Source organism: Bifidobacterium thermacidophilum subsp. thermacidophilum DSM 15837, assembly GCF_000426425.1.
Classification (GTDB): domain Bacteria; phylum Actinomycetota; class Actinomycetes; order Actinomycetales; family Bifidobacteriaceae; genus Bifidobacterium; species Bifidobacterium thermacidophilum.
Map to the genome: position 1 here is coordinate 143,103 of NZ_AUFI01000007.1, position 19,246 is coordinate 162,348.

At 60.6% G+C, this 19,246-nt stretch carries 13 protein-coding genes and 1 pseudogene; 7 read left to right on the forward strand and 7 right to left on the reverse strand.

From position 1 onward, the window contains the following. Positions 1–1,828, forward strand: a pseudogene (locus K315_RS09275) (FAD-dependent oxidoreductase). A gap of 237 nt (positions 1,829–2,065) precedes the next feature. Here K315_RS09275 and K315_RS0103045 read toward each other — a convergent pair. From K315_RS0103045 to K315_RS0103055, 3 genes are all read right to left on the reverse strand, one after another. Then, positions 2,066–3,343, reverse strand: a complete 1,278-nt coding sequence (locus K315_RS0103045) for an IS30 family transposase (RefSeq protein ID WP_044085936.1) — start codon at positions 3,341–3,343, stop codon at positions 2,066–2,068. A gap of 153 nt (positions 3,344–3,496) precedes the next feature. Further along, positions 3,497–4,516: an RNase H family protein gene (locus tag K315_RS09910; RefSeq protein ID WP_029576128.1), complete on the reverse strand. Its 1,020-nt coding sequence runs from the start codon at positions 4,514–4,516 to the stop codon at positions 3,497–3,499. Next, positions 4,513–5,787 carry a hypothetical protein gene (locus K315_RS0103055; RefSeq protein ID WP_029576129.1) on the reverse strand — a complete coding sequence of 425 codons (1,275 nt, stop codon included), beginning with the start codon at positions 5,785–5,787 and terminating at the stop codon, positions 4,513–4,515. The genes K315_RS09910 and K315_RS0103055 overlap by 4 nt, the downstream gene beginning before the upstream one ends. Positions 5,788–6,508: 721 nt before the next feature. On the opposite strand from K315_RS0103055, the gene K315_RS0103065 reads away from it, so the two are divergent. Further along, positions 6,509–7,408, forward strand: a complete 900-nt coding sequence (locus K315_RS0103065) for a hypothetical protein (protein WP_162142809.1) — start codon at positions 6,509–6,511, stop codon at positions 7,406–7,408. Between the two features lie 476 nt (positions 7,409–7,884). On the opposite strand, the gene K315_RS0103070 is transcribed toward K315_RS0103065, so the two are convergent. Beyond that, positions 7,885–8,175 (reverse strand): DivIVA domain-containing protein, encoded by a 291-nt coding sequence (locus K315_RS0103070; protein ID WP_029576132.1) that lies wholly within the window; start codon positions 8,173–8,175, stop codon positions 7,885–7,887. 126 nt (positions 8,176–8,301) lie between these two features. On the opposite strand from K315_RS0103070, the gene K315_RS0103075 reads away from it, so the two are divergent. The 3 genes from K315_RS0103075 to K315_RS0103085 all read left to right on the forward strand — a co-directional run bounded on the left by K315_RS0103075 (position 8,302) and on the right by K315_RS0103085 (position 10,453). Next, positions 8,302–9,009, forward strand: a complete 708-nt coding sequence (locus tag K315_RS0103075; protein ID WP_161786026.1) for a helix-turn-helix domain-containing protein — start codon at positions 8,302–8,304, stop codon at positions 9,007–9,009. A gap of 16 nt (positions 9,010–9,025) precedes the next feature. Beyond that, complete coding sequence (locus K315_RS0103080) at positions 9,026–9,805, forward strand: hypothetical protein (RefSeq protein WP_152571467.1); 780 nt, start codon at positions 9,026–9,028, stop codon at positions 9,803–9,805. Between the two features lie 246 nt (positions 9,806–10,051). Beyond that, the gene (locus tag K315_RS0103085) at positions 10,052–10,453 is read left to right on the forward strand and encodes a type II toxin-antitoxin system HicB family antitoxin (RefSeq protein ID WP_044085934.1); all 402 of its coding nucleotides are present in this window, start codon (positions 10,052–10,054) and stop codon (positions 10,451–10,453) included. Positions 10,454–10,921: 468 nt separating this feature from the next. Here K315_RS0103085 and K315_RS0103090 read toward each other — a convergent pair whose 3' ends face one another. Both K315_RS0103090 and K315_RS0103095 read right to left on the reverse strand, forming a co-directional pair. Continuing rightward, positions 10,922–12,277, reverse strand: coding sequence for an ABC transporter substrate-binding protein (locus K315_RS0103090; protein WP_029576136.1), 1,356 nt, complete (start codon positions 12,275–12,277; stop codon positions 10,922–10,924). A 243-nt stretch (positions 12,278–12,520) separates the two neighbouring features. Then, positions 12,521–14,326: a glycoside hydrolase family 13 protein gene (locus K315_RS0103095; protein WP_029576137.1), complete on the reverse strand. Its 1,806-nt coding sequence runs from the start codon at positions 14,324–14,326 to the stop codon at positions 12,521–12,523. A 306-nt stretch (positions 14,327–14,632) separates the two neighbouring features. On the opposite strand from K315_RS0103095, the gene K315_RS0103105 reads away from it, so the two are divergent. Then, a complete protein-coding gene (locus tag K315_RS0103105; RefSeq protein WP_029576138.1) occupies positions 14,633–15,676 on the forward strand; it encodes a LacI family DNA-binding transcriptional regulator in 1,044 nt (347 codons plus the stop codon). A 1,016-nt stretch (positions 15,677–16,692) separates the two neighbouring features. Here K315_RS0103105 and K315_RS0103110 read toward each other — a convergent pair. Continuing rightward, positions 16,693–18,384: a cation:proton antiporter gene (locus K315_RS0103110; RefSeq protein ID WP_239645890.1), complete on the reverse strand. Its 1,692-nt coding sequence runs from the start codon at positions 18,382–18,384 to the stop codon at positions 16,693–16,695. Positions 18,385–18,552: 168 nt separating this feature from the next. Between K315_RS0103110 and K315_RS0103115 the strand changes: the two genes are divergently transcribed. Then, positions 18,553–19,104, forward strand: a complete 552-nt coding sequence (locus K315_RS0103115; RefSeq protein WP_211219726.1) for a TetR-like C-terminal domain-containing protein — start codon at positions 18,553–18,555, stop codon at positions 19,102–19,104. Positions 19,105–19,246: the final 142 nt, after the last annotated feature.

Sequence of the window (19,246 nt, forward strand, 5' to 3'; positions counted from 1 at the left end):
ATGGGTTCGTCTGAAACGGCATCGTCTGAAACGGCATCGTCTGGTGTGGACACGTCGCGTCCCGCGGACGTGTACGACGTCGTCGTCATCGGTGGAGGTCCGGCCGGACTGACGGCGGGCCTTTATCTGGCGAGGGCGCGGTACCGTGTGCTCATCCTCGAACGGGCGGATTATGGCGGGCAGATAGCCATCACGGCTGATGTGGTGAACTATCCCGGCATCATCAGTACCGACGGTGCGAAGCTCACCGATACCATGCGGCGTCAGGCGGAGAATTTCGGGGCGGAGTTCCGAGCGGCCGAGGCCACCGGTCTGGATGTGGACGGCGATATCAAAACCGTGCACACGTCGCGTGGCGACGTCAGGGCCTTTGGTGTGCTGGTGGCGACCGGCGCGAGCCCCCGCAAAATCGGCTTCGCGGGGGAGGAGGAATACGCAGGCCGTGGTGTGGCCTATTGCGCCACCTGCGATGGCGAGTTCTTCACGAATCGCGAGGTCTTGGTTGTCGGAGGAGGCTTTGCGGCCGCCGAGGAGTCCGTTTTCCTTACGAAGTATGCAAGCAAGGTCACTGTGTTGGTTCGTGAGGACGACTTCACCTGCGATGCATCCGTGTCGGCCGAGGCCAAGGAGCATCCCAAGATCGAGGTGCGGTATCACACCGAGCTTGAGGGGGTGTCAGCCGGTCAGGGTGGTTTGGTCGAGGCCGAGCTGAAGGACGTCCACACGGGCAAGCGGGAATCCTGGCATCCTGCGGATGACGGAACCTTCGGCGTCTTCGTGTTCGCGGGTTATGTCCCGCAGACGGATCTCCTTCGTGACGTCGTGGCGCTTGATTCCCATGGCTATGTGGTCACTCATGGATATATGGAGACATCCGCTCCGGGAGTCTATGCGGCCGGTGATCTGCGCGTGAAGAATCTTCGCCAGGTCGTCACCGCTACGGCTGATGGTGCCATTGCGGCAGTGGAACTGGAACGGTATGCGTCGCAGATGAGCGCCGAAACCGGCATCGTCCCTCCACGCCCCGCGGAATCGAACTACGAGAAGGAGAAGGCGAAGGAGGCTGCGGCCGCCGATGCCGCGCAATCTTCTCCCGCTCCTGCTCCCGTGTCGACGTCCACCGACGCTACTGCGGCCGCCAAGGGGTCGTCGGGCTTCTTCGACGATGCCATCCGTCAGCAGCTTGGCGTCGTTTTCGGGCGTATGGCGCATCCGGTCGTGCTGCGTCTTTCCCTGGACGGCACGCCGTTGTCCAAGGAGCTGGAAGGGTTCGTCGATGAGCTGGCCTCGCTGAGTTCGGGGAAGCTGTCCGTTGACCATGATGATCCGGCCACGCAGGACGACGCGGGACGGGCGATATTCGATTCCGATGCCGCGCTTCCGCGGAGCCGTCCCGAGGTGCGAATCTGCGCCACCCGTCCGGATGGTTCGGTGGTCCCGACGGGGATGGCCTTCCACGGGGTTCCCAGTGGGCACGAGTTCAATTCGTTCGTGCTGGGGCTGTACAATGCCGCCGGGCCGGGACAGAAGGTCGACGCGGACACCGAGTCCCGCATCGAGTCGATCAAGGATTCGGTTGACGTGATGCTTCTGGTGTCACTTACCTGCACGATGTGTCCCACGACCGTGCTTTCCTCGCAGCGGATCGCGGCCTCCAACCCGAACGTTCGCGCGGAGGCCTACGATCTGGCGCATTTCCCTGAGCTCAAGGACAAGTACAACGTCATGAGCGTGCCCTGCATCGTCATCACAGGCGGGGATGGATCGCGAAAGGTCGAGTTCGGGAAGAAGAGCGTCCCCCCAGATGCTCGATTTGATCGGGGCGTGACTCCGGCGACGATAAATCCGAACATCACAGAACCGGGGTTCCATGAGCGCGCAACTCATGGAACCCCGGTTCTGTGTAGGTGGCCGTTTCAAAGGCGGGCTCTGGACGCGGTCTGGACGAATGTCCGGCCGAGGCGTCCAGAGCCCATATGAGGGATCATCCCGTGTTCTGGAGACCCGCGGCGACTCCTGATACCGTGCACAGGATGAGGGGCGGATTCTAATGGTCGTCGCAACATCATTGTTGACAGTTGGTGTTGATGGTACCGGTTGGTGTTGACGTTGCGGTGTCGCCGAGCAGTTCGAGGATCTTCTCGCTGGGTTTCATGTATCCCAGGGTCTTGCGTGGACGGTCGTCGGGTTCCATGGCGACGGCGTCGAGACGGTCCTCGGAATGGACGGACAGGTCGGTGCCTTTAGGGAAGTACTGGCGCAGCAGCCCGTTGGTGTTCTCGTTGGTGCCGCGCTGCCAGGGGCTGTGAGGGTCGCAGAAGTACACCTGCATGTCGAGCGCGGCGGACACGCGTGTATGCAGGGCGAGTTCGGATCCTTGGTCCCATGTCAGGCTGTTGCGCAGCAGTGCGGGCAGGGACCGCATCTTGCGGATGATGGCGTCCTGCACGTGTTCGGCGTCGTGCCCGTCGGGCAGGTGCAGGAGGATCGTGAACCGGGTGGTGCGTTCCACGAGGGTGCCGATCGCGCTGCGGTTGCCGGCACCGCAGATCAGGTCGCCTTCCCAGTGGCCGGGGACCGCCCGGTCGGCGACCTCGGCCGGCCGGTCGCCGGTCATGACCATGGGCTCGCGGAACCTGGGGCGTCTGGATTGGCCGTCGCCGCGGTGCCTGCGTACGACGCGCCCCCGTCTCATGGCATGTTTGAGCTGGAGTCGCAGCTCGCCCTTGCCTTGCACGTAGATGGCCTGGTAGATGGTCTCGTGGCATGCGTTCATGCTTCCATTATCCGGGTGGCCGCGTCGGAGCCTGCCGCTGATCTGTTCGGGGCTCCAGTGCTTGTCGAGCCCGGCCTTGATCTCGTCCCACAGCGGGGTGCCGGGCATGATCTTGCGTGGCTTGGGGCGTTTGAGGCGGTGGGTGGCCATCTGCTGGGCGCGGTGCGGCCCGTACACGCCGCCGATTTCGTCGACGTTGCGGCGCAGTTCGCGGCTGACGGTGCTGGGCGCCCTGCCGAGGGCCCTGGCGATGGCGCGGACGCTGTTCCCGGCGCGGTGCATGTCGGCGATGGTGATGCGCTCGTCCATGCACAGGTATCTGGCGTCGGTCCGCCTGGGTTTGTCCATGCCGCCACGGCACCGGTCCACGAGCGGCCGCCCGTTGCGGCCGGTGGAACGTGTCCTGCCGTTGCGCCAGACCTTCCCGGTGCGTTTGGATACACCGACCGCGTGGGCGGCCTGGGTGAAATTCATGCCGCCGCGCACCAGATCCAGGTACTTCGCGCGTCTCGCCGCCCGCATGTCCCGCAGCTTCTCGTACTTGGTCCCGTCGAACTCGTACACCATGTTTCGATTCCTTCCGAATCCAAGGTGTTGCGACGTTCACTAGAACTCGCCCATCCGTGCAGTGTGATGAGGGGGGGGGAGGTCGTGAGTCAGCCGGAGGACGGGACGATCGGATAGTCCGGATGGGGCAGTCGGACGGGTTGATCAGTCGGATCAGATTAGTGTTTCGACCAGTTCACGAATGACTCGGGCGAGGGATTCCTGGCGTTTCGCCGCCTTTTTGAGATTGTCTTCGGCATCAGCCACGCGCGCAGAGGGCGGGATGCTCGCCGCCTTTGCATAACGCTCGGCGGCATCTTGCTGCGCATGCGTCGCCTTGCGTAGCGTGGCGGTGAGGCCGTACAGCAACTGTGCCTGCAGGAGTCCTTCCTGCAAGTCTGCAGAAGGCTGCGAGTTCACAGAACGCTCTGAGCTCACAACTCGCTGCGTGTGCGTCGCAGCGGCGGTATCTATGGCGGCGGCATCCGCGGTGTGGGTATCCGCGGTATCGCCTGCCGTGGGGCTGTCCGCGTCATGATTGTCATCCGTGCCCGGCGTGTGGCGAACCGTCACGGGAACGACCCCCACGGTATTGGCGTCGGCCTTGGCGGCGGCGGAATTGTCGGGGTCGATCGCCTGCATCATGTCATCGGTGCCGGTTTGAATCACACGCCCTGCCAGTTGCAGCGGCACGCGCATCAGGTCTATCTGCGCTTCGGAGGGAATCTTCGACGGCGCGTGGAAGTCGCGGCACATCGTGGCGTATCCGCGCGCAAACTGGTCGGCCTGCTCATTGAATTTGTCGCCCGCGTGTCCCCTGACCCAGACGAAGTCGATCGGGCCTTCGCGTTCCTCCATCTCTATGTGGATGGCACGGATCACCGAAAGGAAGTATGGCGCGGGATTGCCGTTGTCCTTCAACCAACCGGTTTGGGACCATGTGCTTTCGCGCTTCGTGGAATACTCAATCGCGTCGCGCGAATCCGATTCGATCACCAGTTTTTCGGCGCCCGGATGCGAACGCAATGCTTGCAAGATCGCGCATAACTCGCCCAGCTGGATATTGCCGCCGAGGGAACCGCCGCAATCATGCAGCCCGGTGGTGTGGTCCACCCATGCCCAGCCGGTCACGGGGCGGGCCCCGAGTAGAAAACTGCCGTCAGTGGAGATATGGATGGTATGCGTGCCTGTCATTGGTTCCACCTCGCGGCATGCAGGGATTCCTGGGCAGAAACGCTGTCGGTATCCCCATAGCTGTTGAGGAATTGTTCCAGCTCTTCCGCGGCTTTCTCGTATTCCAATGCCGCGGCTTTCGTGTGCTTGCGAGCCTTGCGCAGCGGCTTCTCAGACAGCGGCGTGATGGGGTTGCCGTCAATTCCAGGCGTGGCATCCTTGGCGCGCTTGAGTGCGGAATCATACGCCTGCGCCGTGGCCTGCAACGCTTTCGCGCTGGAACGAAGATTGCGCACGGTGCTGTGCAACAGTTCGAGCAGTTGCGATTCCTGAGGTTCGTCCGCTTCCGTTTCGACGGCCGCGTGACGCGGGCGAGGCGGTGCCGGTACCTCGGGGACAGGCTTGGGGGCAGGCTCGCGGAGTGCCGGGTTGGGCTGGTAGGGTGCTGGCGTGGGCGTTCCTGAACCTTGTGATGACGCCGCATGGGCCGCATGGATTGGCGCGGGGACGCTCGCTGCGGTGTGCTGGACGTGGGCCGCGATGGCTTCGGCAGGGGCGCTCGCTGTCACGTTGCTGGACGTGACATTGTTGTGCGATGCCACGGCGTCATTCGCCGTTTTGCCGTCGCGGATGGTGCTGGCATTGTTCTTGCCGACGTTTGGTAGCGTCTCAGTTTGTTTGGTGAGCTTGTTGTTTTGCTTGGTCGCGTTTTGCTTGGTCGTAGGTTTGTTGGCCCGTGCCGGTTTGCCGGTTTGTTGTTGGTTCAACGCCTTCGCGTTTTGCTGGGCTTTCGCGCTCTCCTTGGCTTGTGCAATCGATGCTTCCGAGATGAGGCGACGGCTAATCATCACATCCATGGTTACGCGCGGAATCCCCGTCGGTGCGTGCTTGGGGTCTTTGGTGAAGGCCTGTAATTGCTGTTTGGCGAAGAGCCTGGCGGTTTTCAGCGCCATCACGAGCGTTTCTTCGTCAATGTCATGGAAAGACACAGGGGCGTTGTGGCGGCTGATTTCGTCAAGCACCGCTTGGATGAGGGGGAAGTTCTTGCGGCTGGATGGCGTCGTCGGTTTATGTCCTGATCGTGCGGCTTCGATTGCGACGATCGCCTGATGGCAGTCGGTTTTGATGGCGAGGCGCTGGGGGCCGGTGTGAAAGCGGAGCGCCAGCAGGATTCCCGTGAGGGCGCCTAGGTAGACGGTGCCGCAGGGGGCGCCGCCATATTTGTGAGTGTTTTCATCCGCCCATGCCCATCCCATGGCCTGGGCTTTGGTGGCGGCCTCGGCGTGTATCACAATGATTGTCTTGTCAGTGCCTTTCGTTTCGGACCGTCCTTCCCCACCGTGAGCCGCGCAACGCGCGGGGCATTCAGCGTCTCAGTCTACCCATTGCCCTAGAGCAGCGCTGATGAGCATGAGGGGCGTAGATGGCCATCAGTAAGTAAAACGTTTGACTTTACTGATGAGCCTTCACTGATGAACCTTATTACTGTTTGAAGAAAGTATCGATAGGAACACCAAGATCCCCGACCTTACGTGTGAAGCTGTTCGATGATATTCTGAAAACAGGGAATCACATAAAAGCTGGCGAACATATGGCGTTCGGGCTCATCGCCGGCGGTCGCGCTCGTTGCGCAGTTCCGCCGGATATCAGCCAAGGAGTAGCTGCGACAGCCGTCATAAAACCGTAATGAGGCGGTAGACATGATGGTGAAAAGGAGGCGCGCCACTTGTCTGAAGCCGTGCGAAAGCGCGCAACCCGAACCTGCTTCTGGGCACACCATTCAGATATCCAGGCAATCCGGCGGTACATCATTTCATCGGGATGCACCCGACCAGACCGCCCCAAGGTTCCAGCTGGAATCCCCATCCGTCCTGGAAGGCTACGTTTCGACAGAAACCAGTGCATTCCTGATGAAACGCACGTTCATTCGCGAAAACACCTCTCCGACGACATTGATCATGCACACCACGGTCTTTCTTCCCCCACATGGCGACGAGATGCCCCTGAGCGTCTGTGCCGCTGATCTTGCCCAGTCTGCAGACCCGAGGGAAAGCAATGCCGGACTCAACATGCTTGACTCACTATTGCACGATTTCAACAGAAAGGACAACCATGCCGTTGCCGTCAGTTGACATACCACATTCCACGCCGTGGGAAACCGTATTCGGCCTTGCACAGCTCACCGATGACCCGCATACATGGATGCTGACAGGCGGTCTGATGACGCAACTTCATGCGCTGATGCATCACGTCGACATCCGCCCGACCACAGACACCGATTTCCTCATCAACGTGCTCTCATACGAGCACTCGGTGATGCGCGTACGCAACGACCTCGTCACTCTAGGCTTCACCATACGGCAAGGCAGTCTCAGCCAATACACGACAAGAATGGTCAAAGGCGATCAGACAGTCGATCTGCTGGTTGACAATCATTTATCGCCTCGTCAGCAACGACGGGCTTTCTTGGGAACCAATCGAATGCTCGGAATGCCCGGGTCTCGCAAAGCGCTCCAACGACATATGCAAGTGACGTTGTCATTTCAAGATGAAAACGCCATCATTGAAACCCCTGATCTTCTCGGGGCGTTATTGATGAAAATCGCATCATGGCGAGAAGCCCCGCAGGGCAATATCGACCGTCACCTTGTCGATGCCGCGACACTGGCTTCGCTGATTGATTCACCGGAACAAGAACTGCTCAGACTCAACAATGCAAGCGACAGTGACAGAAAGAATGTCCGGACACTTCACCAAGTACTGAGCAATCCCACTGACTACTGGTGGCGCAACATGCCAGAAGAACAGCGCAACAACGGATTACGCACCGTGGCAATACCGTCATTGCTCATCGAGATGCCAAGGAAAGCAGACATGCGCGCATGGCTTGATAAGCATTACGGTCTGCTGTGATTTCCTGCATGAATCACCGGCGATTGTCCATTTCCATGCAACCCATGTACACCCGCGCGGTACGACCATGCAATCACACCACAACCAGATACCCCCGGGTTCCACAGCCAACCCGACCCCATACCAAGCCGTCATGCGACAGTCAGGTCACTGAAGCGGACCCCATATTCCGTACACATGTCCCGGTTTCCCGGGAAAACCGGAATCGGTACCAGCCACAGGAAGGAGCCCTCCCATGAAAAACGGGATGTTCACACCCGAGGAACGCGAACGACTCTCCCGCCTCGGCGCGGTCCTCGAAGTAAAGGCCAGGCAGATTGTCTACTCGCCCGAATTCAAAAAGGAATGCATGAGACGCTACCGTGCCGGGGAACGCCCCGGCGTCATCTTCGCGTCCGCGGGCATCCCACGCCGAGGACCACGGCGCCATACGGTACAGCAGACGATCGGTCAAGCCCCATCCTCGGCCAGTTCCATCAGCGATATCGGTAGTTTTCGTAGAACGCCAGCGCCTCTCTGGCTTCTTCTATGAACGCGTCAACACTTTCCTTGTTGTACGTCTCTCTGAAGCGCGCGACCGGCAGCTGGGAGGGAACGAGCATGTCGGAGGTCACCGTCACGCTCTCAGGGTGATGCGTCTCCCACGCCGCAAGCGACTCAGCGATTTTGTCAAGCAGGGAATCGACGTCATCGATCCTGTACCCCTCGTTGAAGAAAGTGAGCTTGAAAACCTGGTTGCGGACCTTCTCGGCCGTGAGCGTGTCCATAATCGCCTTTCTCCTGGTTCTGCGGGCAATTATCCACCATCATATCCATCGCAGGCGATGGACTCCGGGGGCAGTGATAGTCAAAACTATACGTATTCGCGAATAGTTTTGACTATAATCAGCACTATGGCAATCATGAATGAAGGCCGCTTGCTCACTACGAAGGAAACAGCGGGAAAACTCGGCATCAGCATTCGGCGCGTCCAGGCCTTGGTCGCGTCAGGCGACCTGCATTCCGTGCGCGTCGGACGCACGATTCTCATTCGCGCCCAGTCGCTGAACCGGTACCGCCGTATACAGGGGCACCCGGGTCGCCCTTTCTCCCCCAAGGTTGCCATGGGCGCGCTATTCCTCATCTCGGACGAACCAGCGGAATGGCTGACACCCCAACAGCGATACCGGCTTAAGCGCTATATTCTTGGCGCCGATGCGCAATCCCTTGTCTCCCGCGTTCGAGACAGGGCACGGACGCTCGACCTGTTCGCCGCGCCGCCAGCCCTGGATGCCGTGCGGGAGAACATCCACATATCCGGCGCATGCGAGCAACACGCCGAACAGTTCATGTTGATACCACAAAAGATACTAGAGGGGTATACTGGTGAGACAACATTCCGCCAACTGCTCCGGCACCACCCCCTTATGGAGGACCACAGCACCACAACACTTCGCTTGCATCTCACCGATTGTCTTCCCCAGAGGCCAGAACCGATGCCCATCGGTGTCTGCGCCGCTGACCTCGCAGTTTCCGCCGACCCAAGGGAAAGTCAGGCGGGACTACACATGATTGACAAGCTGCTCGCTATCTATCGCAAGGAACACGGCCATGAACAATAGCCAACAAGACATTCCCGTGATTGACATCCCCGCACAAACACACCCTTGGAGCACAGTTCTCGCGCTTGCCGAAGCAACTGACGATCCAACGGATTGGCGTCTTACCGGCGGTCTGATGGTCCAACTGCACGCGATGGCCCGCGGCACCGAAGCGCGGCCGACGACCGATGCAGACCTTCTCGTTGACGTGCTGACCCATCAGCACGCAGTCCGCAGGGTTGAAGACCTGCTCAAATCACTTGGATTTACTACGCACGTCGGCACACTCATCGATTACACCACCCGCATGACACGCGGCACCGCTGTGGTGGACCTTCTCGTCGACAATCATCTGTCACCTTTTCTGAAGAATCGGGCATGCCTCGACGGCCACCCCATGCTCGGCATGCCGGGATCACGAAAAGCCGTGGCGCGAAGCATGCTGGTCACCTTGCGGTACGAGGACACACAGGCGACAATGTGCATCCCTGACGTGCTGGGGGCGCTATTGATAAAAATCGCATCATGGCGGGAAACCCATCAAGGAGATCGGTCACGTCACTTGTACGACGCCGCATTACTGGCATCAATGATTGACGACCCCCGCAAGGAACTCTTACGACTCGATTGTCGCAGCCCAAGCGATCGCCGCAATATCAAAACACTCACGGAACAACTTGCCGGAGATGACGCTGATGATTATTTCGACCCGCTCAGCCCTGAACAAGTCGCGCAAGCAAAGATGGCCATCAACGAGTTTTCCCGATTGCTCGCCATGCCACGGCACGGGGGGCCGACAGAGGAGTATCTGCGATAACAGGCTGCGCTACGGGGACGATGTTGAGCGCGGGAAGTTGCGAGGCGATGCGAAGGCGTGGTGTACGTGGATGCTGGATGAGGGACGCTGGGCGCAGGGTGCGAATTACAATGCGCCGGCCGCAGAGCAGGGAACATGGCGGCGCGCGGCTTTACAGCATGAGCGCAAGGCGAGAAGACACGGCCCCCGGGGTGGCATACCATAAGTGATGCAGATACCCACTGAGGACGCACGGCGAGGAGCAACATGGGAAATACCAGCCAGCAGAAGACAACGTCTGCCATCGACGCGCATCATTACACCTATCAGGTCCGGTGGGACGCGAAAAGCAAGCAATACCAAGCCACCGTGGCGGAATTGCCGGAATGCACCGCGGCATCACCCTCCCAAATCGAAGCGCTGACCGCCGTCGAAACGGAAGCCATGCGCCGCATCGCCGCCATGCATGCAGCCGGCATTCCAGCCCCGATTCCACTCACGGAACGCCGCTATTCCGGGAAAATCCTGCTTCGAATTCCGCCGGAACTGCACCGCGAACTCAGCATCGCGGCGGCGACGCAGCATATCAGCCTCAACCGTCTCATCGCCAACCGGCTCGCAGGCGGGGCTGCGGATGAGGAGACCTCGGACAACCAGTCTGACGTGTGACCGCGGAGTCACATAGCAGACCGTACCGTTCGGATTCACCACTCGCACAGCGGTATCCAGCTGCCGTGCGACCGGACGATCGCACGATGGCAAGATATCACCCCTAACCGTGCCAGAATCCAGTCGCATCCGCCTGCAATGCAACCGCGAAACCGCACGGCAGACAGATAACCCCAGGAACGGCAACGACAACGGGCGTATCTGGCAGCAGTGCGACTGAGGGATCGCACCGCGGACAGATACCAGCCAAAATCCCCAGAGCACCCCACCACACCAGGCCACCATGCAACCGCCAAGTCGCACCACAACCAGATAGCCGCCCAATAATACGCGGAATCCCGCCCCGCAACCGTCTCAACGACGGTGCGGGAACGGGAGGGAAGAAGTTCGACACCCAGCAGGCTTGGTCAGCCGCATACCTTTGCTTCGAAAAGAATGCGGAACCGACCGTCAGACCCACTCGGCCAGTTATTCAGAGAATTTTGTAGCTTTCGGCAGCATTCCCAATTCGGCTTTGTTGTTCGCCCATTCGGTTGACCAACCGTTGACGAAGGCGTTGGACACCTTATTCCAATCGCCCGTCCCCTGCGCATACTCAACCAGCGCGTTGGAAATGTCATCCTGCCACTGCTGATCAGGGATCGTGAAGCTGCGAACCTCCTTCTTTCCCTGCTCGCTGTAGGCACGCGCCGCCGCGGTGAGCGGATTGTCCGGCTGATCGCTGTCACCGAAGGTGGTGAACGGCACCGAGAACCCCATATCCTTTGCGAAAGTCTTCTTGGCTGTCTTGTCGGTCACCAGCCACGCGATAAAGTCAAGCGTGGCCTTCTTATCCTGTTCGCTCGCGTTCTTGTTGACCGCCCAGCTCGCGTCGTAAACGCCCGCGGGACCGTAATCGCCTTCGCCCTTGATGCCCATGTAGTAGGGAAGCATGCCCAGATCGTCGTCGGCGACCTTGTTGCCCTTAATCTGCGAGTACGCCCACACGCCATTGGGATAGAACGCGACTTTGCCGAGTGCGAACTCCGACGTGCAGTCGTCATAGGTCTTGGAACTGACCAGGCTGGGTTGCGTCGGGCTGTTCTTCAGTTCAAGGTCGAACAGGTTCTTGTAATTGTTCAGATACGTTCCCTTCAGCGTTGCGGAGAATGTGGTGTCGCGATCGCGATACTCGTAGAACAACGGCAGTCGCGCCATATGTGCGGTGAAGCGGTAGGTGTCCGAGGGGTCGAGACCCGGCGTGGCGATTGCGCCGTCGAGCCCGAGATCGCTCTTGTGCTGCTGGATGCTTTCGACCACTTTCTTGAACACGGCATAACTGGTGATGTCATCAGCGGACTTGATAACCGCGTAATCCTTGGCGCAGTAGTCCTTGATGATCTTCTTGTTGTAGATGATCCCATACCACTCGGCCGCATATGGAAGCGTGTACACGTTGGACCCGTCCTTGTACGCGTAAGCACGGCCGTCCTTGCTGAGCAGGCTGTACGCCTTGGACGTCTGCAGCGGTTCCGCGTAACGCTGGTACTTCGCGAACTGGTCGTATCCGGAGATATTGAACATGGTAAGAGCGTCAGATTTCGACATCTCCGATGCCATCGTGGTGTCGTACGTGCCGGATGCCGCGGTCTGAATGTCCACTAGCACGCCAGTTTGCTTGGTATAGCTGGCCGCAAGCGTTTTCAGTTGGTTGACGATTTCCGGCTTGTTGTTCATGTAGCGCACATGGCCTTTATCGGCCGACGACCCTCCGCATGCGGCGAGGCCGACGCTCATGGCGAGTACCGCAACGGCTGCTGTGAGCTTCGTCAATGTAGTGTTCATGGTGACTCCTTTGTTGCTGATGAACTGCGGTTGACGGCCGCACTTCTGGTGGGCGGATAAAGTAATAACGGCAGATTCGCCCGGCATCGTTGCCGTTGCGGACAGGAAGAGTGACAAATGCTGACGATGGATATCGATTGCGGCCGAAGCGCCGATAATACGACAGCAGGGGCGCAACGGGGACTGCCGGCCGGAGGAATGCCCTGATATGGGCATCACCCCCAGCCAGCGATGAAAGCGCTATCAGTCCTGGTTCAACCGCAGCCAAGCGGTGGTGTCTTGCGGCAGCCGTCCGTCGGAGCACAGCTCGCCGGAGGTGAGCAGCACTTCCCCAGCCGGCAATGCGACAGGTTCCGCACCGAAATTGGTCACACTCGCCCAGCCGTTGGACCGGCGGTAGGCGATTACGCCGCCGTGCTGACCGTCAGCGCCATCCGGCACATCAGACGGGCGGTCTTCATCCAGCCAAGTCAACGTTGTGTCGGCCGGCATCAGCTCGTGACGCAACGCCAACGCCCTGCGGTACAGGTTCAACATCGACTCCGGCTGCGCGCTCTCACGGTCGGCGGCGAAATCAGCGAACCATGCGGGTTGTGGCAGGTGCGCCGGCTCCGACGGCTGCCCGGCCTGATCGGCGGAAACGCCAGCGCCCTCGGATTTCACGCGAGGCGAGAAACCGAACGACCCCTCGACCCCGTCGGCGGCGACCCACGGCAGGGGGACGCGGCACCCGTCGCGTCCCTTATCCTTGGCCGCACGCTCGCTATTGCGCGCGGTCGGATCCTCGAGCTTGTCCCACGGAATATCAGCGACCTCGAACAGGCCGAGCTCTTCGCCCTGGTACAGATACGCCGAACCGGGCAACGCAAGCTCCATCAACATCGCGGCCCGGGCGCGGCGTGTACCGACTTCGCGATCCTCGTGATAGCTGGTGCCATCACGCAGCAGCCAGTCATGCGCCAACTGATGATGCCGCGTGCTCGGCACTTGTGGCAGTGCGTAACGGCTGGCGTGACGCGGAACATCGTGATTACTCATCACCCACGTGGCGGTAGAGCCAGAACGACGCGCCGCCTCGAGACCTTCCTCGATCGCCTGATGCATGTCGTCACGCACCCAGTTCTTCTTCGCGAACTCGAAGTTGAACACCTGACCGAGCTCGTCGTCGGACGCGTACAGATACTGCCGCGCGGGATTAACCCACGCCTCAGCCACGGCGAATGCCGGCGGGTCATACTCGTTGAACACCTTGCGCCACTCGCGGTAAATCTGATGCACGTCGTCGCGGTCGTACAGCGGATGGCTGCCGTCGGCGGGCAGGCTTGGCGGGGTGACGCTCCACTGGTCGAGATTGTCGCGGTCGAGGTCCTTGCACAGGCCGTGCGCAACATCGACACGGAAGCCGTCAGCGCCGTGATCAAGCCAAAAACGCAGGGTTTTGATGAAATCCGCCTGCACATCCGGGTTCTTCCAGTTCCAGTCGGGCTGCTCCACGGTGAACAGGTGCAGATACCACTGGCCGTCAGGCACACGCGTCCACGCGGGGCCGCCGAAATGGGACACCCAGTCAGTGGGCGGCAGTTCGCCATGCTCGCCGCGGCCGTCGCGGAAGATGTAACGGTCGCGTTCCGGCGAGCCTGGCCCAGCGGCAAGCGCGGCCTTGAACCAGGGGTGCAGGTTGGAAGAATGGTTGGGAACGATATCGACGACGATCTTGATACCGGCCTCGTGCGCGGTTTTGGCGAGTTTGTCGAAATCGTCCATCGTACCGAGTTTCGGGTCGACGTTGCGGTAATCGTCGACATCGTACCCGCCGTCGGCGAGTTGGCTCGGATAGAAGGGGCTGAGCCAAATCGCGTCGACGCCCAGCTGCTTGAGGTAGCCGATGCGGCTGGTAACACCGGCGATGTCGCCGAGGCCGGAACCGGTGGTGTCCTTGAACGAACGCGGATAGACCTGATAGACCACCGCTTGATGCCACCAGGCCGCTGCGGCGCGATCCGATGCCGTGGATTCTTGCGCGGACTGTGGGGACTTGCGTTCTGCCATGCGCTTTCCTTTCTACGCTAGGTCATGGTGATGGGCGCGTGACTCGACTGCGCCACCACGATGACAGCGGTTACATCCTTCGCCGGCCTCACTGGCCGGAAACGTACGTTTCTCGTGATTCTTGCGTCTTGCCGTGGGTGATGTCGGGAAGTTGGAGAGCCGTCGTCGCCCTTGACAAGTCGTTGTATTGCAACATCATGATAGCGCTTTCATTACGACCGCACAAATATCTTGATTTCCGCCGCGTGTTGCCATGTTTTCCAACGGTTTCGATACGATGGAAGCGGTCAACAAGCAAGGAGTACCATGGCAAGGGCGACAATCAGCGACGTAGCGGCGGCGGCAGGCGTATCGCAAGCCACCGTATCCCGCGCGCTCAGGGGCAGCGCGAACGTAAGCCCCGCGACACGGGCAAAAGTCGAGCAGGCGGCGGAATCCTTGAACTTCACCCTGTCGAAAAGCGCGTCAACCCTCGCATCCGGCCGAACCATGCGCGTGCTGCTGCTCGTCTCCGGGCCGTTGAACACCTGGTTCAACGCATCAGTGCTGCAAGGCGTCTACGATGTCCTTGCTCCGGAAGGCTACGACACCATCCCGTCCTTCGTCATGAACCGCGAGCAGCTCGACCGCTTCTTCCGCGACCTGCCGCGCGACCGCAACGCCGACGCGATCATCATCACATCCTTTGAATTCGACACCGCGCTACACGACCAGCTTTCCGCGCTCGGCATGCCCGTCGTCGGGCTGAATTCGCCGTCAACCGCCGGATTCGACGCCTCCATCGGCATCGACAACGCCGCCGCCATCACCTCGGGCGTGCAGCTGCTGCGGTCGCTCGGCCATCGGCGCATCGCCTTCGTGCACGACTACATCCCCCACGACATGGTCTACGGCACTTCGACGCGCGTGACCGCGTTCCGGACTGCCGCCGCCCAAGCCGGGTACGGCGATGACGACATCGTGATGATCGGGGCCGATCACCACGACATGACCCCTGCCATGCTGGATGTGACCGCTGCTGGGATTGTGGCGAGGCTGCTGTCGTGTGAGCAGCACCCGACCGGCATCATGGGCGAGACCGACGAGTTCACGGCTGCGGTGTACAAGGAGCTGCGACGGCAGCATCTGGCGGCGCCACGCGACTTTTCCATCATGGGCTTCGACGACGCGTCCGTCTCACGAACCCTCGACCTGACGACCTTGCATCAGGATCCGGTTGAACTCGGCAATGCGGCCGCGCGCAAGGTCCTGGCGCTGCTGCGAGGCGAGGCGCCGGAGCGAACCCATGAGCTCGTTCCGGCGACCTTGGTGCTGCGCGAAACCACCGGCCGCGCGCCGAACGGGCGGTAGGTGCGGGCGCGCAGGACGCAGGACGCAGGACGCAGGAGTAAGCGGGGCGCGGGACGGCAGACCGGCGAACGTCACACAGCGGACGCCGCAATCAGCCCTACCGTATCCGTAACATGCGCATGCCCCGACATACACAACCCGACAGAACCGCAGACGATACGAGTCGGCCCCACATCGTCCGCATCAATCCGCGTGTCGCGACATACACAACACAACAGATCGACCAACCCAAACCGATTAGGCCCGCAACAGACTCATCTCGCGTATGCCCAGACATACATAACCCGACAAACCCGGCTCCCCAACCGTCCACCACGCCATCAATCCGCACGCCGCGCATGTCACGACATACACAACCCGACAAACCGGCCAATCACAGATCTTCTCTGCCCGACAATACCTGCGTCACGCATGTCAAGGCATACGCAACCCGACAAACCCAGTTCCCCGGCCATCTACCACGCCATCACTCCGCACGCCGCGCATGTCACGACATACACAACACGACAAATCAGCCCGGCAAGAGATAACTGAGACCGGCAGCAAACCAATCACGTATGCCACGGCATACGCAACCCGACAGATTGGCAGACGACACGAGCCAACCCTGCACCGTCAGTATCGCCCCGCATGCCCAGACATACACAACCCGACAGACCTGGCTCCCCAATCATCAGTCACGCCATCAACCTGCACACCGCGTATGCCCCGACAAACACAACGCGACAGACCGGACTGTGCGAGGACCCACTCACACAACGAGGGTCGAGTGGGACCGAATGACTGCGCCGAACATTGCCAAGCGTCACCGTGTGAGGATCCACTCACACACTGCCGGGTCAGGCGGCACGGACCGGAATACCGAGCGGTGCAAAGGGGCGTTGTGTGAGGATCCACTCACACAACGGCGGGCAGGACGGCCTGGATTGGGATACCGAACGTTGCGAAGGGTCACCGTGTGAGGATTGACTCGCACAACGCCGGGTCAGGCGGTTCTCCGCTGACATCTGCGCCGATTATCTCGTGGCACCCCCGGAGGCGCCAGCGTCACCCGCGCCAGCACCATCTGCCGCACCGGCACTACCAGTGTCAGCGTCACCAGCCGCACTGCCACCAGTACCACCCGCACCCGCAGCACCACCAGCCCGCTTACTCGCCGCCTGCCGCCAGCGCTTCACCGTGTCCTCCCGGTATTCCTGCGCGGTCGCCGGGTCGATGCCCAGCTCGCGCAGGCACCGGTCGCGCTCCCGCTCGGCGCGCTGCACCAACTCCGCCCGCAGTTTCGCATCCGCGGCACTCGCAGCCGGCGGCAACGTATCCATGCGCGCGACGAACACGTCCATCCGTTCCGCATGCCGTAGCAGATGCGCCATCTCGATATGTTCATGCAGAATCTGCCGGTAATCGTGCGGGTCGTGCGCAATCTCGCCGATCGCGGTCACCGGGTGCACATCCGCCACGCGGTAGGTCAGCCCGGCGAGCAACGGCATCAAGAACATCGTCACCGCACCGGCGGCGACCAGTGTGGACGCGGTCATCTGCTGCATCGTACCCGCCTTAACCGCGACTGTCGTCACCGCAACAATCAACGGCAGCGCGGTCGCACAATACACAGCGACGGTCACACGGTGATGCGAGGATATCGGGTTCGCCTTGCGGTCCAAGGACATGGCGATATACACAGGCACCGCGCGAATCAGCATCAGCACGACGATGAACACAATCAGCAATCCCGGATTGCCGCCGACGGCCTTCAAATCAATCGCCGCACCAGAAACGACGAAGAAAATCGGGATGAAGAAGCCGTACGAAATCCCGTCAAGCCGCGTTTCCAAGGTCTGCGAGCCTTCCGGAATCACGTATCGCAGAATGAATCCCGCGGCAAACGCGCCCAACACCACGTCAAGGTCGAAAATCGCTGACACCGTCACCAGCGTGATGAGCAACAGCACCGTCAGCCGCATGAGTACCTGCTCGGAAATGTTCGAATGCTTGGTCACGAGCCTGTAGAACCGGTTGCCCGCCTTGCGCGCCTTCGCCGGCACAAGCGCCGCGACCACGCAAATCGCGGCGAACACGGCGAGCGTGATGAAGGTCTGCCATTGCGATCGCGTGGACAGCAACACCGCCATCATCAGGACCGGACACAGCTCGCCCCACGTGCCGTAGGCGACGACCGCGTTGCCGACCGGCGTGCCTGGCGTGCCTTCAAGCCCACGCTCTTTGAGAATCGGCATCAGTGTGCCAAGCGCGGTCGTGGTGAGCGTGATCACCGCGGCCATTCCGGTCATATCATGCCGTTTGAAATACGGCACGAAGGTAATCACCGCGAACGCAAGCACGAATGTCGCCGCCCACGTCGCCAACCCCACGCGGCCCTGATGCCCGCCCAACTGCTTGGGGTCGATCTCGTACCCGGCCAGCAGGAACAGGAACGCGAGACCGAGCTCGCTGAGCAACTGCACCGATTCACTGACCTGAATCACCCCGAACATATGCGGCCCCAGCAACGCCCCGGCGAGCAGCAACAGCACGGTTTGCGGCACGGGTTTGCCGGGGATGAGCTGCACGATGACTGGGCACAGCACCGCCACGAGCATGATGATAGTAAGCGAGACAAGATCGACGATCATACCGCCATTATCGTCGCGATGGCGGAAAATCGCCGTTTCGTGCCCTAAGACGAGATGCGCCACGTACTGTGACATCGTTTGCGCATTCAATCAGATAGTGGTAGCTAGGTAAGTAATACGTGTGACCGATGCAACGCTCATGGGGGGGTCACTATGCCACGCGAACGCACAGACAATGCACGAACAAGATTCACTCGGCACGTGTTGCAGGATACCGTCATCAAACTCCTGCAGACGGAGCCTTTGCAGACGATCAATGTCAAAGAAGTGTGTTTGCAGGCGGGAATCAACCGCTCGACCTTCTACAGCTATTACGACAATATTCTCGATCTGGTCACGGATATCGAGAATGAGACGCTCACATGGCTGGACCATGCGATCGCCACGGCGTTCAAGACCACGCTGCGCGCCGATCTCGAGCCGGTCATCACCAGTATTTGCCAATACGCAGCAGACAACAAGGATCGCGTCCAGATTCTGCTCAGTTTGAAAACCGACCCGCGTTTCCAACGCAGACTCATCTCCATCATTCTCGATTACAGCAATTGGCAGTCCCGCGCGCAGTCCGAAGGGGCAGACCCCATTCTCGCCAATATGCGACTGCTGTTCTGCATCACCGGCGGGCTCGGGCTTGTGCAGTCGTGGGTGGATGACGGGTTTTCCGCCACACCTGAAGCGATTGCGCACGTGATTTACACGCAGTCGTTGCCGCCGGTGCTGCACGCCATGGCGCAGAGTTCGGCGGAACCACATGGAGAGGCTTCGCCGCGTGAACGCAACCGTCACGCAAGCTGACGCCACGTGCGATATGGCGGCAGGACTATGGCTTCTGCGATTTTGTGCGCCAGGTCGGGCGCGAACGCAACCGTCGCGTGAGATGACGGCGGGATGCCTCGTGTCTGCGCGTTACAATGTCACCGTCGCAGCGCCGCACCGA